Raw genomic sequence first — 14,896 nt, forward strand, 5'->3', positions numbered from 1 at the left:
GCAGCCGACGGCTCAGACCGTGCCGGTTCGTGGCGCGTACATGATCACGGCGACCCCGACGAGGCAGACCAGGGCGCCGATGACGTCGTAGCGGTCTGGTCGGAACCCGTCGGCGACCATCCCCCAGGCCAACGAGCCCGCGACGAACACGCCCCCGTACGCGGCGAGGATCCGACCGAAGTTGGCGTCGGGCTGCAGCGCGGCGACGAATCCGTAGAGCCCCAGGGCGATGACCCCGGCGCCGATCCAGAGCCATCCCTTGTGCTCGCGGATGCCTTGCCAGACCAACCAGGCGCCGCCGATCTCGAACAGCGCCGCGAGCACGAACAGCGCGATGGACTTGACGATCAACAAGGGCGCGGTCCCGTCGGGTCGGCGATGAACAGGTCGTCGAGCAACGGCCGGGCATCGATCGGGGCGGTGGCGTCGAGGCGCAGGCCGTCGTGAGTGACGGTGAGCGTGAAGGTGAAGAACGGGCAACACGCGAGCTCGTCGGCGACGAGGGCGGCGATCTCAGCGGTCCGCTCGGTCGGTAGCTCGACCCGAACGGTGGTCCCGTCGACCTGCTGTGTGGTCGTTCCCGCCAGCGTCACCCGCCAACGCGCGAGACGATCGGCATGGTCGTCCGGCCCCAACGAACAGGCGATCGGCACCGAGGCCGTCGGTCCGGTCCTGTCGGCGATCGCGGTCTGGTCACCGGTCAGGAACGCGCAGTCCGGGTCACAGGGCTCGTCACGCGCGGGTAGCGCGCGGAGTCGGGCCTGCGCGCCACGCAGGTGCCGGTGTACGTCCTGGAGGTCTCGCATCCTGGAGTCGAGGTCGGCGAGCTGCTCGGCCACCAGCGGCAGCAACCGGCCGCGGACATCACGGCACATGCCGTCCTGCCACACCCCGAGCAGGTTGCGGATCCGGGCGAGCGGGATCCCGAGGTCCTTGGCTGTGGTGATGAACCGGATCCGCTCGACGTCCTGATCGCCGTAGGTGCGGTAGCCGTTGGGGGTGCGCCGGGTGGTGAGTAGGCCCTCGGATTCGTAGTAGCGCAGCGTCGTCGCCGGAACGCCGACGCGCTCGGCGAGCTGGGAGATGCGGTAACGGCCCACAGCCGCAGACGGTAAACCTTCAAGCCGGGTCGAAGGTCAAGGGAGAAGCGAACCGAGTGACCGGAGCCAGCCCACCTGCCAGAGCACTTACACCGTGCTGACCATACGGAGTCTGTGACGGGCATAACACCACGCGTTGGCGCTCGTTACCCCTTATGCCAAGGCCGCCACGGGCCGGGCGGCTGGTCATGTCAGGGAGGGCGGTAGAAGTGGGCGACAGGGATCGGGACCACAAGGTCTCTGACCTTGTCGTGTTACCAATCGGCCGAGTTCAGGCCACGGGCAGGCCAAAACAGGCGTGGGCGGTTCTCGATGCCGATGGTGTCGAGATCGATGCAGTGTCGCAGTGGCTGACCGAGCTGGCGGCCAGCGACTACTCACCGGGGACCCTGCGCTCGTATGCCTATGACCTGCTGGCCTGGTACAGGTTGCTGGATGCGATGCACGTCGGCTGGACGGGTGCCACCCGCGCTGACGTCCGCGATGTCGTGCGGTGGTACCGGATGGCCGACAATCCGCAGCGACGCAGGTCGGGGACTGGTCAGCCTGGCAGGCGGCCTCCGGCCGGGTCAGTGAATCCCCGGACCGCGAAGCCTTACCTGCGGAACGAGTACGCGCCGGCCACGATTGATCACCTGTTGTCGGTGGTCAGCGAGTTCTACGAGTTCGCTGTAGCGACCGGGCTGGGCCCGTTGTCCAACCCGGTGCCCAGGTCACCGACACGGCGGACGCGGGAGCTGCGGACCCGGCAGGGGCCGATGGAGGCTCCGCAGCCGCAGCGCCGGGCGCGGTATCGGCAGAAGCGCGAGCAGCGCGCGCCCCGCGCGATCTCGGACGAGTTGTTCAACGAGTTCTTCGCCCAGCTCCCGACCGTGCGGGATCGGGCGATCGTGTCGACCTCGGTCTCCAGCGGGGCACGGGCGGCGGAGATGCTGTCGATGCGCCCGTGCGGTGTCCAGGTCGACAGCCACACGGTCGAGGTGATCGGCAAGGGCCGTCGGGAGTACCAACCGGTCCGCACTTCCCCGGACTCGCTGATGTGGATCAGCTTGTACCTGGCGGACCGCCCGAGCGGGTTCGGCCCGGCAGATCCGCTGTGGCTGACGCTGCGCGGGCAACCGCGCCCGATGACCTACTGGTCGCTGCGACAGGTGCTCGAACGCGCCAACACCGCGCTGGGCACGAACATCACCTTCCACGACCTACGACACACGTATGCCTACCGGCTAGCGACCGACCCATCGCTGTTGATCACCGATGTGCAGGAGCTGATGCGACACGCATCCCTGAGCACGACGCAGGTCTATCTGCGCACCCGGACCGAAGACCTGGTCGAGCGGCTGCTGGCGCATTACGCGCGACCACCAGCACCACCGCCACGCCCTGCCGCCGGCTACGACCCGGCCGATCTGGCGGTCCTGTTCGGTCACGACACGGTCACCGGACCCAACGCATGAGCCGAACCGACGCCCACACCGGGACCGAAGCCGGACGATCCGCAGGCGAGATGCGCGCGAGGACGACGGTCGCCACAGCTGATCGTGCAGCTGGCACCCCTGACCGAGCGCCGGACCGCGAGCACCCGCACCCCTGGTTTGAACGACCAGTCACCGAACAGGAACGCGAGCGGATCGCCGGCGCCGCCGGTGAACTCTCCCGCAGCTTTCTCGGGCTGGACCAGCGTTACGACACCGTCGCGGCGGCACGCCGACATGTGCTGCGGTTCCTGGACTGGCTACAGACCTTCCACGGGGACTCCTACCAGCAGCTGTGGGTGGCCAGCGGCGCGGACCAGGGCGGGCCGGACTGGGCGCCGGGGCTGTCCAACCCGCGTCAACGCCCGGGCATCCGCGTCGCGGCCAGCGCGCTGATCCTGCTCAGGGTGATCCGTCCCAGTGACGAATGGCTGCTGACCGCGCACCTGACCAAGCTGTGGTGGGACTGGACCGACTACCACGATCGGCATGTCTGGGAGCGGTTCTTCGCCGCTGGGGCGGCAACGAACGCGTCGAAGAAGCTACTGCGGTCCAGCGCAACCGTGTTGGTTCGGATCTGTATCCGGCACGGTATCGGCGTCGAACAGATTCGAGCCGAACACATGCTGCAGCACCGCGACTTCCTCGCGGCCACCGGCCGCAGCACCTCCCGCAGCAGAGTCGCGATGGCCTGGCACCACGCCCGCGCCGCGGGCCTGCTGGCCGGCGAACCGGACACCATCGAGGTGCTACTGCGCTCCCGAAAGCAGTCTGCGACCGAACTCGTCGACCGCTACCAGATAGCCAGCGCACCGGTGCGCGCATTGTTGATCGACTACCTGACCGAACTCGAGCCCACCCACGACTACGCCTCCCGGGAGGGTATAGCTCAGAAGCTGGCGAGCGTGTTCTGGAAGGACCTCGAGAACCACCATCCCGGGATCGACACGATCGCCCTGAGCACCGACCAAGCCGCCGGCTGGAAACAGCGGGTCAAGACCAGGAGCGGGGGTCGCGTGCGCCGCGACCACTTCTCCGTATTGGGCGTTGTCCGCACCTTCTACCTCGACATCGCCGCCTGGGCACACGAGCAGCCTCGCTGGGCGCCCTGGGCGGTCCCATGCCCCATTAGCTCCCGCGACTTGCACGGAATCATGCCCGCCCGGCGAGCCACGACGGCTCGGATGCAGGCCCGCACCCGCACCCTGGCACCGCACATGCCCCGCCTGGTCGAGCACGCCCGCCGCCGCCGTGACCAAGCCGAGCGGCTGCTCGCCCAGGCCCAGGCGGCCGATCCCTGCGAAGAGTTCGATCTCGACAACACCCGGTATCGCCGCCTGCGGCTCACCAAACAAGCTGAGCCCGGCACCATCCGAGTCTGCGTCGTCGGGCAGGACAAGCGGTTCGACCCGATCCTGCACGAGGAACGCGCGTTCTGGACTTGGGCCAGCGTGGAGACGTTGCGCCACTCCGGGATGCGGCTCGAGGAGCTCAAAGAGCTCACCCACCTGAGCATCCGCCAGTTCACCAAACCCGACGGCGAGACCGTTCCACTACTGCAGATCGCGCCCAGCAAGACTGACCGCGAACGGATCATCCCCTGCAGCCCCCAGCTGACCGCCGTGCTCGCCCAGATCGTCACCCGCCTGCTCGGCGCCGACGGCGCCATCCCGGTCAGCGTGCGCTACGACCACTACGAGCGGGAGCACTCGGCGCCGATGCCGTTCCTGTTCCAGATCCGGCGCGGCCCCCGCCCCCGCGCCATGAGCGGCGCCACCATCCAGAACTACATCGCCGACCTGGCCACCGACGCCGGACTCCTCGACACCGACGGCTCCCCACTGCGGCTGACCCCCCACGACTTCCGGCGCCTGTTCATCACCGACCTGGTCACCGAAGGGTTCCCCATCCACCTGGCCGCCCAACTCGTCGGGCACCAGCACATCGACACCACCCGCGGCTACACCGCCGTCTACGAGCACGAGGTCTTCGCCGCCTATGACCGATTCATCACCGCCCGCCGCGAACTACGGCCAGCCGCCGAGTACCGCGAACCCACCCAGCAGGAGTGGCACGAGTTCCACGAGCACTTCTCGCGCCGCCGTATCGCCCTCGGCTCCTGCCGCCGGCCCTACGGCTCCGACTGCGCACACGAACACGCCTGCTTGCGCTGCAACTTTCTCCAGGTCGACCCCGGTGAGATCACACAGCTCGACGCCATCGAAGACAACCTCCACGCCCGCATAGCCGAGGCCGAGAGCAACTCCTGGCTCGGCGACGTCGAACAGCTCCACCTCACCGTCCGGCACCTGCGCGACAAACGCGACCAGGTCCAGCAACTCCTCGACAGCCTCCCCGGGCCGCTACTGACCGCCGCCCCCGATCGCTGACCGGAGCACACTCCGGCTCACGAGATTTCAAGATCAACTGCAGTAAAGAGCCGGTCTGCTTGTCCCCCCACACCGGGTGGATGGCCAGGTACATGCCGCGCTCGGCGGCGGCGTCGATCACGAAGTCGACGTTGTCCCAGAAGGCCCCGTGCTCGGGTGCGCTGCGCACGTCGCCACGGATCGGCCGGTTCGCACCGGCCTGCGGGAAGATCGCCACCGCCTGGATCACGTTGTAGCCCTGCTCGCTGCGGGCGTCGAGATAGCGCACGGTGTCCGCGCGGTCCAGCTTGCCCAGCAGCGCCCACGCGGTGTCGCCCAGCCAGAACAGCGGCTCGCCGCCCGCGGTGAAGAACCGGCCCTCGATCTCCATCCGCGGCGGCCCGGTCACCGCGGGCTCGGCGGGCGGCGGCTGCTGCTGCGCGGGCTCCGGCGCGGAGTCCTGGGACCACGACGTGCGGACCGGGCCCGGCCCGGTGGCGCCGGCCGCGACCAGTACCCCGACGGCCATCGCGAGGCCGACGGTCAGCAGCGCCTTCCTGCTGGTCCGCGGTGCCCGGCGTCGCATGGTCCCTCCGCACGGCCTCGATGTCCGGCGGATCCGGTGGCGCGCACGCCGACCCGCCCGGTGATCGTCCGAATCTACCCGTGCGGTGGGAGGTCCGGGCCGGACACCCCGATCACGGAAGCGTGTGACGCGGGTGCCGCACCGGCCGCCGCGCGTCACCGGCGGCCGCGGTTTCCGACGGACCGGCGACCGTCCCGATGGCCCCGGGCCCCGCGTCGCGGAGGAACCCGGCGGTGCCGAAGGGTGGGCAGAACACCGCCCTGCTCAGCCGTTGCGGTGGAACCGTGCCCGGTGCTGTGCGAGGACGTCCTCGCCGAAGTCGCCCTCCGGGTCCCGCCACACGGAGTGGATGTGGTTCACGTCGCGCTGGGTGTTGTCGTACTCGGCGAGGAAGCGTGGGCCCTGGATACGGTAGTAGTGCGGCTGTCCCCGCTCGATCCCGCCGGCCCAGGCGAAGTGCACGTCGAGCAGCTTGTCTCCGCGGAACTTCTCCGCCTCCGCCTCGGCGAGCTCGTCCGGGATCCGCCCGATGTACACCTCCAGCAACGCGCGCAGCATCTGCTGCTGGTCGATGGTGAGGTCGGCGGCCGGGATCCCCTTGGGGGCGGGGGTGAGCGTGACTGCTTCGTCATCGGAGGGCCGCACCCCGGCCTTCTCCTCGGCGCGCTCGTGCATCGTCACGACCCGGTCGGCGAGGCGCTTCTCGGTGAAACGTCCGCGGAAGGTGTCCCACAGCGGGCGGAGCCCGTGGTCGGTGTCACCGACCCGGGACCGGTTGCCCCCGACGATGTCGACGGGAGCGACCGGGGTGAGCAGGGCCCGGCCGAGCGGGCCCTCGTCGAGGGACCGGACCAGGTCCCGGCCCAGGTCCTCGGCGCCTCCGAGGGGCCGCAACGGGTGTGGGCCCAGCAGCGGCGACTCGGCCGGGTCGGCTCCCAGGAAGCACGGGGTGCTTGCCTGCACCCGGCCGTCGAGCACGAGGTGCTGCACCGACACGTGGTGCCCACCGAACCGCCACGACCAGGGGCCGTGCAGGGTCGGCTCGCCGAACACGCGCATCCAGTACAGCTGGGGGTCGCGCCCGCGTTCGCGTCCCCAGTCGACGGTGAATCCCTCGACGTGGTCGAGCACGTTCTCCAGGCCCATGATCGTCGAGGCGGTGACGTAGCCGGCAGCCGAGAGCCCGCTGTGCAGCAGCTGCATCGCACGGCCCTGCTGGGCGGGACGCATCGCCTGCAGCGCCAGCCCACCGTGGTCGGTGGGGGTGTAGAACCACAGCCGCCGCTCCTCGTCGGACGGCCAGGGCAGCTGCGCGGCGTCTCGCTGTTGCTCGTCGAGGCCGTCCAGCCACGCCCGGGCGGCGTCGACCATCCGCTGGGCGGGGTTCGGGTGAGGCACGTGCTCCTCCTCGAGGTGCGGGGTCACGCCGCCCGGCGGGAGGCGGCGAGTGCAGCGCAGAGCTGCTCGACCGCGGCCACGTTGTGGCCGGGCAGGAAGACGTCGATGTGGGGCAGGGCCGCCGCCATCGCCCGCTGCACGGGCCGGTAGCGGCTGTCGCCCTTGAGCGGGTTGAGCCAGACGGTGCCGTGGGCGACGCGGTGCAGCGAGCGCATGGCGTCGCCGAGGATCTCGGGCTCGTCGCGGTCCAGTCCGTCCGAGCAGATCACGACGACGGCGCCGCGCAGCGCACGGTGCCCGCCGTAGCGTTCGAGGACGGTGGCGAACGACGTGCCGAGCCGGGTGCCGCCGTCCCAGTCGCCGACGGCGGCGGCGACCCGGGCGAGCGCGACGTCCAGCGATGGCCTGCGGAGCTCGTCGGTGATCCGGGTCGGTTCGACGCCGACGGTGAACACCTCGACCGGATGCCCTGCGCGCAGCATGGCGTGGGCGAACCACAGCAACGCCGTCGCGTAGGGCGCCATCGACCCGGACACGTCGACCACCAGGGTCAGTGGACGCTCCTGCAGCGGGTTGTGCCGGCGGGGCAGCCGGACCGGCTCGCCGTCGGTGCGCAGCGCCGAGCGCAGCAGAGCCCGGGGGTCCAGGTGCCGCCCGCGGGGTGCCGGGACCCGGCGGCGGCTGCGGCGGCGGGGAAGTTCGGCGCCCAGACGCCGTACCAGTGCGGCCGCCCGTCGACGCTCGACGGCGTCCATCCGCGCGAAGGACTTCTCCTTCAGCACCCGCACGTCCGACGGCGTCAGCCGGGCCTGGTCGACCTCGTCCTCCCGGGCTTCCGACGGCCGGGCGCTCGGCGTGCTCGCCGAGCTCGAAGTGTCCCGGTCGACCTGCGGCGCGGTCGTCCGCGGTGCGGGCAGCGCGACGGTGTCGCCGTCGGTCTCGGCGGTGAAGAACGCGCGGAACGCCGCGTCGTAGGCCGCGAACTGCTCGCGGCCGCCCACCAGCGTGATCCGTCCGGCCCAGTACAGGTCGCGCAGCCGTACCGGTCCGATCTGGTGCAGGGCCGCGTACAGCGTCGTCGTCTGTCCGGGCCCGACCGGAACACCGTGCCTGCGCAGCTCCGCGGCGAACCCGGTGCAGGTCGTCGCCGTCACGTCGAACGGCGCCTCGGCCGCGGCTGTCACGACGCGCGGGGTACCAGGTCGTCGACGATCTCGGCGACCCGCTGCTGGTCGTCGACGTCCTTGACCAGCGCGCTGAGCGTGGCCACCGCGTCGTCGGGGGACAGTGTCTCGGCGCCGAGCATGTGCAGCGCCCCGGCCCAGTCGATCGCCTCGCCGACCCCGGGCGGGCTGCCGAGCGAGAGCGCCCGGATCCGCTGCACGGCGTCGGCGACCTGCTTGGCCAGCGCCGCCGGGACGTGTGGGGCACGCACCCGCAGGATCTGGAACTCGCGTTCCGGGCCGGGGTGCCCGACCCAGTGGTACAGGCACCGGCGGCGCAGCGCGGAGTGCAGGTCCCGGGTGCGGTTCGAGGTCAGCACGACCAGCGGCGGCGAGGCCGACGCGATCCGGCCGATCTCGGGGATCGTGACGGCGAAGTCGGACAGCAGCTCCAGCAGGAACGCCTCGAACTCGTCGTCGGCCCGGTCGATCTCGTCGATCAGCAGCACCGCGCGGTCGCCGGCCTCCAGGGCCGTGAGCAACGGCCGGGACAGCAGGTATTTGCGCGTGAACACGTCGGCGGAGCCGGTCGACTCGTGCGCTCGGACGTCGATCAGCTGGCGCGCGTAGTGCCAGTCGTAGAGCGCCTGGGAGGCGTCGATGCCCTCGTAGCACTGCAACCGGACCAGGTCGCGGCCGAGCAGGTCGGCCAGTGCTTTGGCGATCTCGGTCTTGCCCACGCCGTTTGCGCCCTCCAGCAGCAACGGGCGGTTCAGGCCCAGCGCGAGGTAGGCCGCCATCGAGAGCGCGTCGTCGGCGAGGTAGCCGACCGATCCGAGTCCCTCGGAGAGCTCGGCCGGTGAACAGAAGGGGTGGGGCACGTCGGGTTCCTCCGCGCGGATGGATGGAGCCGGCCCGGCCCGGCGGCATCGCGCCGTGGCGGCGCTGCCGGGCCGGGCCGGACCGGGGGCGACTACTCGTCGACGCGGGCGTTCTGCACGGTCTCGACGATGTCCGCCGGTTTGACGGGCAGCTGCTGGATGTGCATGCCGTACTCGGCCAGCGCATCGTCGATGGCCGAGGAGACCACGGACGGGGTGACCATCCGGCCGCCCTCGCCTCCGCCCTTGATCCCGAACTCGGTGTACGGCGACGGGGTCTCGACGTGCCCGATCCGGAACGGCGGCACCTCGTTCGCCGTGGGGATCAGGTAGTCCAGGAACGTCGAGGACTTGAACTGCCCCTCGGCGTCGTAGGCCAGCTCCTCGTACAGCGTGGAGCCGAGGCCCTGCGCCGCGCCGCCGGTCACGTGCCCGCCCAGGCTCTTGGGGTTCACCACGGTGCCGGCGTCGTGCACCGCCACGTAGTCGAGGAAGCTCGTCTGGCCGGTGTCCGGGTCGACCTCCATGACCGCGATGTGACAGGCGTGCCCCATGATCGGGTAGAAGACCCCGAGGTCGGAGCGGTCCGCCGCCGGCAGCGTGGTGTACGGGTGGTCGTAGGTGTGGCTCTCCTCGAGACCGCTCGCCATCCCGGGGGGCAGGCTGAGCGCGAAGAAGTACGCCGACCCGGCCAGCTCGGGGATTCCGAGCGACCGCTCCGGCGCCCCGACGACCTGCACCCGGCCGTCCACGAGCTCCAGATCGTCGGCCGAGACCTCGAGGCTGTGCGCCGCGATGTCGATCAGCTTCTTCTTGAGCTTGCGCGATGCACCGCGGACCGCACCGGCCACCATCACCGTGAAACGGCTGCCCCCGGGGCCGGTGCCGGGCAGCGCCCGGGAGGTGTCGGCGTAGGAGACGTTGACGGTGTCCGGCTCGACGCCGAACTCCTCGGCCAGCACCGTGGTCGCGACCGTCTCCGGGCTGTTGCCCCACATCGCCTGGCAGTGCAGCTGCAGCTGGAACGCACCGGCCGGATCGATCGTGATCGTGGCGCTCTCCGGGCTGGAGGTGATCGGGAAGGCCGGCTCGTCGGACCAGAACCAGAACTCGGTCGAGGAGAACACCGACCGTTCCTGGGTGGTCGCGAGCCCGATCCCGATGTAGCGGCCCTCCTCCTCCCGCAGACGGGCCTTCTCCTTCCGCCAGTGCTCGAGGTCGATCATCCCGAGTGCCTTGTCGAGCACGGCGGGATAGTTGCCGCTGTCGTAGAGGTTCCCGCCCGGGATCTTGTAGGGGAACTCCTCGGGAAGGATGAAGTTGCGGCGCCGGATGTCCTCCGGTGCAAGACCGAGCTTCTTCGCCGCCTGGTCGACGAGCCTCTCCAGCACCCAGTTGTGCACCTCGGAGCCGAACCCGCGGTAGGCCCCCTGCTGGCACTTGTTGGTCAGGGCGGCGCGCAGCGAGTAGCGGGCGTTGCGGAACCGGTACGGCCCGGTCAGCTGGGAGAGCGCGTTCCCGTGGGTCCCCGTCCCGAACTGCAGGTAGGCGCCGTAGTCGTCGAGGACGTCGATGTCCAGGCCGGTGATCATCCCGTCCGCGGTGAGGCCCATCCGTGCCTCGTAGTACCGGTCCGAGGCGTGGTGGTCGGAGTTCATCAGGTGGTCGAGGCGGTCCTCGATGTAGGACACGGGCCGTCCGGTGCGCAGGGCCAGGAACGCGGTCAGCGTCGGCACCTTGTGTGCGGTGAACTTGCTGCCGAAGCTGCCGCCCGCGGCGACGGGCTGCATCTTGAGCTTGTTCGACGGGATCCTCAACGCCCCGGCGACCAGGAACTGCAGGTAGCTGAAGTTCAGTGAGTTGCAGTAGACCTCGAGCACGCCGTTGTTCCCGGGGCGGGCGATCGCGCCGGAGGTCTCCATCGGCATTCCGGCCGAGCGGCCCCAGTGCAGGGTGTCGGAGACGACGAGGTCCGCCTCCTCCATCGCGGCGGCGATGTCGCCGAATTCAAACGTACGTGCGTAGGCGAGATTGCTGCCGTGCTCGTCGTGAAGCGGTGCGGCGCCGGGCTCCAGCGCCGCCTTCGGGTCGGATACCAGCGGGAGGTCGGAGAACTCCACATCGAGTGCGTCGACGCCGTCCTCGGCGATGTAGCGGTTCTCCGCCACGACGACCGCGACCGCCTCGCCGACGTAGCGCACCTTGTCGACAGCGATCGGATACTGCGCGATGGTCGGCGGGCCGAAGTTCATGCACGGGTTCATGTGCGCCTTGCAGTCCTCGCCGGTAAGGACGGCGACGACCCCCGGGATCCGCTCGGCGCTGCTGGTGTCGATCGAGTCGATCCGGGCGTGCGGGACCGGACTGCGCAGGATCGCGGCGTGCAGGAGGCCCTGCATCTTCATGTCGGCGATGTAGCCGCCCCGCCCGACGAGCAGGCGGGGGTCCTCGACCCGCTTGCGGTCGGCGCCGATGTACTTGTATCCGGCCGCGGGCTTGCCGGAGCTGCCCACGACGGGATCCTGTGTGGTGGTCACGCGCCGGCCTCCTTGCCGCCGAGCTTGCGGCTCGCGTTCTGGACCGCATTGACGATGTTCTGGTAGCCGGTGCAGCGGCACAGGATGCCGGAGATCTCGTGCCGGACCTCGTCGTCGGTGCGAGCCTTGCCGTCCTCGATGATCTCCTTGCAGCGCAGCACCATCGCCGGGGTGCAGAAGCCGCACTGCAGGCCCTGCTCCTCGGCGAACGCCTCCTGGATCGGGTGCAGTGCGTTCTGGTCGGCCGACAGTGACTCCACGGTCTCGATCTCGTGCCCGCGAGCCTGCACCGCCAGCATCAGGCAGGAGCGGACGGACTCGCCGTCCAGCAGGATCGTGCAGCAGCCGCAGACACCGTGCTCGCAGCCGAGGTGCACGCTGACCAGGTCCAGGTCGTCGCGCAGGAAGTCGGCGAGCGTGGTGCGGGTCTCGACGGTGCGGCTCACCTCGCGACCGTTGACGCGCAGCGTGATCGTCCGGTTCGCGGCGTCGGCCGCGACTGCCCGGTGCTCGGTGGCGGTCACCGGTTCCCTCCGTTCCTGGCGTCCGCGGCCGCGGCCAGCACGGCACGCGATACGACGGTCGCCGCGAGATGCTTGCGATAGGCCGACGTCGCATGGATGTCGTCGCCGGTGGTCACCGCCGCCTCGACGCGCTCGGCGGCGGCATCGATCGTGGCCGGGTCGACCGGCCGGCCGAGCAGCTCCTGCTCCACGTCGGTCGCACGCAGCGGAACCGATGCCACCCCGGCGACACCGACGGCGAGCCGCGTGAACCGGCCGTCGCCGTCCACCTCGGCGATCACGCCGGCGGCGGCGAGTGCGAAGTCGCCGGCGCGGCGGGCGACCTCGACGAAGGCGATACCTGCTCCGGCCGGGGTGACCGGGTAGCGGACCGCGACGACGAGTTCGTCATCGGCGCAGGCGTTGGTCATGAACCCGTCGAAGAACGACGACGCCGGGATCTCCCGGCGGCCGTTCCGGCCCTGCACCAGGACGACGGCATCGGAGACGACAGCGGTGCAGGGCAGCTCGGCCGAGGCGTCGGCGTGCGCGAGGCTGCCGCCGACCGTTCCGCGGTGCCTGTTCTCGATGTGCCCGATGTGGGGCACGGCCCGGGCCAGCAGTGGCAGGGCCTCGCGGATGAGCGGGTCGGTCTCGAGAGCCGACTGGCGTACGCAGGCGCCGATCTCGACGACGCCGCCGTTGCGGGTGATCTGCTGCAGGTCCGTGACGCCATTGATGTCGATCACGACGGCGGGCGCGGCGAGCCGCATGTTGAGCATCGGCATCAGGCTCTGGCCCCCGGCGAGGATCAGTGCGTCGGAACGGTGTCGTGCCTTGAGTGCGACCGCGTCCGCCAGCGTGTCGGGATCGCGGTACTGGAACCGTGGCGGCTTCATTGCCTGTCCGATCGTCGTTCGGTACACGACCAGCCGGTCGTGCGTGGTGGATGAGGGCGCGCCGGGGACCCGGCCGTCCGGACGGTAATACTGGCCACCACAGGTAGAACTGGTGTAACCCACAGCGCTGCCGTCATCGACTGTGGCAAAATCCAGTATCGTTCGCGGGCGTGTCGGAGCGGACGGACGAAAGTCGGGCGTCATCGGGTGAGGCCGCCCGCGGTGATGAACTACGGCGTTGGCTCGGCGGCGTCGGCCGGATCGCGAGCGCGGTGAACGCCAGCCTCTCCCTCCCGCATCTGCTGGATCTCATCGCCGAGACGGCCTGTCAGCTCACGGGTCACGAGGCGAGTGGCGTGCTGCTGGCCGACGACGACCGGCGGCAACTGGTGATCTGCGGCTCGCACGGGCTGTCCGAGGAGTACGTGGCCGCCGTGAACGACCGCCACACCATCGCGCTGGGGTCCGGTCCGCTGGCGGACGGCCCGTCGACGCGCGCTTTCCTGGACCGCAGACCGGTGCCGATTCCCGACATCCTGGCCGACGTGTCGTTCGAGCCGTGGGCGAGCCTCGCGAGCGGGTACGGGCACCGCGCGATCGCCGCCGTTCCACTGCTGGTGGGCGGCGAGTCGGTCGGCACGCTCAACTGTTACCGGCGCGCCGTGCACGAGTACGGGCCAGACGAGCTGTCGCTGCTGGCCACGCTGGCCAACCAGGCGGCCAGCGCCCTGCAGAGCGCCCGGCTGATCACCTCGCTGACCGAGCAACGGCGCATGCTCGAGCAGGCCGAGGACATCCACCGCGAGTTCACCGCGGTCGCCCTGCGGGGCGGCGGAGTGCAGGGGGTCGCCGAAGCGCTGGCCCGGCTGCTCGGCCGGCCGGTCGTGGTCACGGACCGGAACGGCGCGGTCGTGGCCGACGCCCGCGCTGGGCGACGGGCACTGGACGGGCCCTTCCCTGCGCAGGCATCACCGTCGGCGCCCGGGATCACCCAGCACGACGATCCGGAGCGGGTGCTCGCACCGGTGCTGCTCGGAGAAGAGGTGATCGCGCAGCTGTGGCTCCCCGGCAGGGTCGGCGGCCTCGGTGAACTGGAGCGCCGGGCGATCGAGCACGCGGCCGTCGTCTGCGCGCTGGAGTTCCTCCGCCGCCGGACCGCCGTGGACGTGGAGTGGCGACTCCGGGGCGAGCTGCTGACCGACCTGCTGGCAGGCATCGACGCCGAGTCGATCGCGGCCCGGGCCGCGCCGCTGGGACACGACCTGAACTCCCCACACACCGTCCTCGTCGCCGCGCCGGACGCAGGCACCGACACCGTCCGGGTGCTCCTGGGCGTCGCGCAGTCCATAGCGGACCGCTGCGAGCCCCGGCCCCTCGTGACCTCGTCGGGAGGCCACATCGTCGTGCTGTGGCCCGGGACCACCGGCGGGCCGTCGGCGGCCGAGGCCGCCGAACTGATCCGGGTCTCGGCGCGTCGTGCGTTCGACGGCGGCACTGCGACGGTCGTCGTGGGGCACCGGCGTGAGCGGGCGGCGGAGCTGCTCCCGGCCGTCCGGACGGCGCGCGGGGCGCTGAACCTCGCGCTGCTCCGCGGTCAGGACCGGACGGTCTCCCTGCCGGAGCTGGGTGTCTACGGGCTGTTGCTCCAGCTCGACGACCCCGAGGAGCTGCGCCGCTTCGCGCAGCACGTGCTGGCACCGCTGCGCGAGCACGACGACCGCCGGGGTGCGCAGCTGGTGCAGACGATCCGGGCGTACCTCGACCGGGGCGCGAGCGTCGCGCGCACGGCCGAGGACCTCTACGTCCACCCCAACACGATCAGCCTGCGCCTCAAACGGATCGAGGAGCTGACCGGGATGGTGCTGGCGCGTTCGGAATCCCTGCTCCACGTCACGGTGGCCCTCATGGCCTCCGACGTCCTCGGTGACGACCGGGAGCCCGTCACCTGAGAGGCGCTGGCCTGCAGCCACTGGGGAAATCCCCAA

General features: G+C 70.7%; 12 protein-coding genes. 3 read left to right on the forward strand and 9 right to left on the reverse strand.

Features of this window, described 5'->3' with window-relative positions:
* Positions 1–12: 12 nt before the first annotated feature.
* Together ABD160_RS03560 and ABD160_RS03565 are read right to left on the reverse strand one after the other, a co-directional pair.
* Positions 13–354 carry a YnfA family protein gene (locus tag ABD160_RS03560; RefSeq protein ID WP_344018155.1) on the reverse strand — a complete coding sequence of 114 codons (342 nt, stop codon included), beginning with the start codon at positions 352–354 and terminating at the stop codon, positions 13–15.
* Positions 348–1,100 carry a MerR family transcriptional regulator gene (locus tag ABD160_RS03565; protein ID WP_344018156.1) on the reverse strand — a complete coding sequence of 251 codons (753 nt, stop codon included), beginning with the start codon at positions 1,098–1,100 and terminating at the stop codon, positions 348–350. Before ABD160_RS03565 ends, ABD160_RS03560 begins: the two co-directional genes overlap by 7 nt.
* 209 nt (positions 1,101–1,309) lie before the next feature.
* Here ABD160_RS03565 and ABD160_RS03570 point away from each other — a divergent pair, with 209 nt between their 5' ends.
* Positions 1,310–2,557 carry a tyrosine-type recombinase/integrase gene (locus ABD160_RS03570; protein WP_344018157.1) on the forward strand — a complete coding sequence of 416 codons (1,248 nt, stop codon included), beginning with the start codon at positions 1,310–1,312 and terminating at the stop codon, positions 2,555–2,557.
* Positions 2,554–4,965 carry a tyrosine-type recombinase/integrase gene (locus tag ABD160_RS03575; RefSeq protein ID WP_344018158.1) on the forward strand — a complete coding sequence of 804 codons (2,412 nt, stop codon included), beginning with the start codon at positions 2,554–2,556 and terminating at the stop codon, positions 4,963–4,965. Before ABD160_RS03570 ends, ABD160_RS03575 begins: the two co-directional genes overlap by 4 nt.
* Here ABD160_RS03575 and ABD160_RS03580 read toward each other — a convergent pair.
* The 7 genes from ABD160_RS03580 to ABD160_RS03610 form a co-directional block, all read right to left on the reverse strand.
* Positions 4,871–5,530, reverse strand: a complete 660-nt coding sequence (locus ABD160_RS03580) for an apiosidase-like domain-containing protein (RefSeq protein WP_344018160.1) — start codon at positions 5,528–5,530, stop codon at positions 4,871–4,873. The genes ABD160_RS03575 and ABD160_RS03580 overlap by 95 nt on opposite strands.
* 264 nt (positions 5,531–5,794) lie before the next feature.
* On the reverse strand, positions 5,795–6,928 hold the full coding sequence (locus ABD160_RS03585; RefSeq protein ID WP_344018161.1) for a DUF3500 domain-containing protein: 1,134 nt from the start codon (positions 6,926–6,928) through the stop codon (positions 5,795–5,797).
* A gap of 23 nt (positions 6,929–6,951) precedes the next feature.
* Complete coding sequence (locus ABD160_RS03590; protein ID WP_344018162.1) at positions 6,952–8,112, reverse strand: vWA domain-containing protein; 1,161 nt, start codon at positions 8,110–8,112, stop codon at positions 6,952–6,954.
* Positions 8,109–8,972 (reverse strand): AAA family ATPase, encoded by an 864-nt coding sequence (locus tag ABD160_RS03595; RefSeq protein WP_344018163.1) that lies wholly within the window; start codon positions 8,970–8,972, stop codon positions 8,109–8,111. Before ABD160_RS03595 ends, ABD160_RS03590 begins: the two co-directional genes overlap by 4 nt.
* Before the next feature lie 92 nt (positions 8,973–9,064).
* Positions 9,065–11,509 (reverse strand): xanthine dehydrogenase family protein molybdopterin-binding subunit, encoded by a 2,445-nt coding sequence (locus ABD160_RS03600; RefSeq protein ID WP_344018164.1) that lies wholly within the window; start codon positions 11,507–11,509, stop codon positions 9,065–9,067.
* Positions 11,506–12,033, reverse strand: coding sequence for a (2Fe-2S)-binding protein (locus ABD160_RS03605; protein WP_344018165.1), 528 nt, complete (start codon positions 12,031–12,033; stop codon positions 11,506–11,508). Before ABD160_RS03605 ends, ABD160_RS03600 begins: the two co-directional genes overlap by 4 nt.
* Positions 12,030–13,115: an FAD binding domain-containing protein gene (locus ABD160_RS03610; protein ID WP_344018166.1), complete on the reverse strand. Its 1,086-nt coding sequence runs from the start codon at positions 13,113–13,115 to the stop codon at positions 12,030–12,032. Before ABD160_RS03610 ends, ABD160_RS03605 begins: the two co-directional genes overlap by 4 nt.
* A 68-nt stretch (positions 13,116–13,183) precedes the next feature.
* Between ABD160_RS03610 and ABD160_RS03615 the strand changes: the two genes are divergently transcribed.
* Positions 13,184–14,860 (forward strand): helix-turn-helix domain-containing protein, encoded by a 1,677-nt coding sequence (locus tag ABD160_RS03615; protein ID WP_344018167.1) that lies wholly within the window; start codon positions 13,184–13,186, stop codon positions 14,858–14,860.
* The last annotated feature ends 36 nt before the right edge of the window (positions 14,861–14,896 follow it).

It is taken from the genome of Pseudonocardia kongjuensis (assembly GCF_039526905.1).
GTDB classification, from domain to species: Bacteria; Actinomycetota; Actinomycetes; order Mycobacteriales; family Pseudonocardiaceae; genus Pseudonocardia; species Pseudonocardia kongjuensis.

Bases quoted from the DNA above. Each gene is read 5' to 3' on its own strand.
- ABD160_RS03575 (WP_344018158.1), top strand. From the start codon at position 2,554: ATGAGCCGAACCGACGCCCACACCGGGACCGAAGCCGGACGATCCGCA.
- ABD160_RS03580 (WP_344018160.1), bottom strand. From the start codon at position 5,530: ATGCGACGCCGGGCACCGCGGACCAGCAGGAAGGCGCTGCTGACCGTC.
- ABD160_RS03610 (WP_344018166.1), bottom strand. From the start codon at position 13,115: ATGACGCCCGACTTTCGTCCGTCCGCTCCGACACGCCCGCGAACGATA.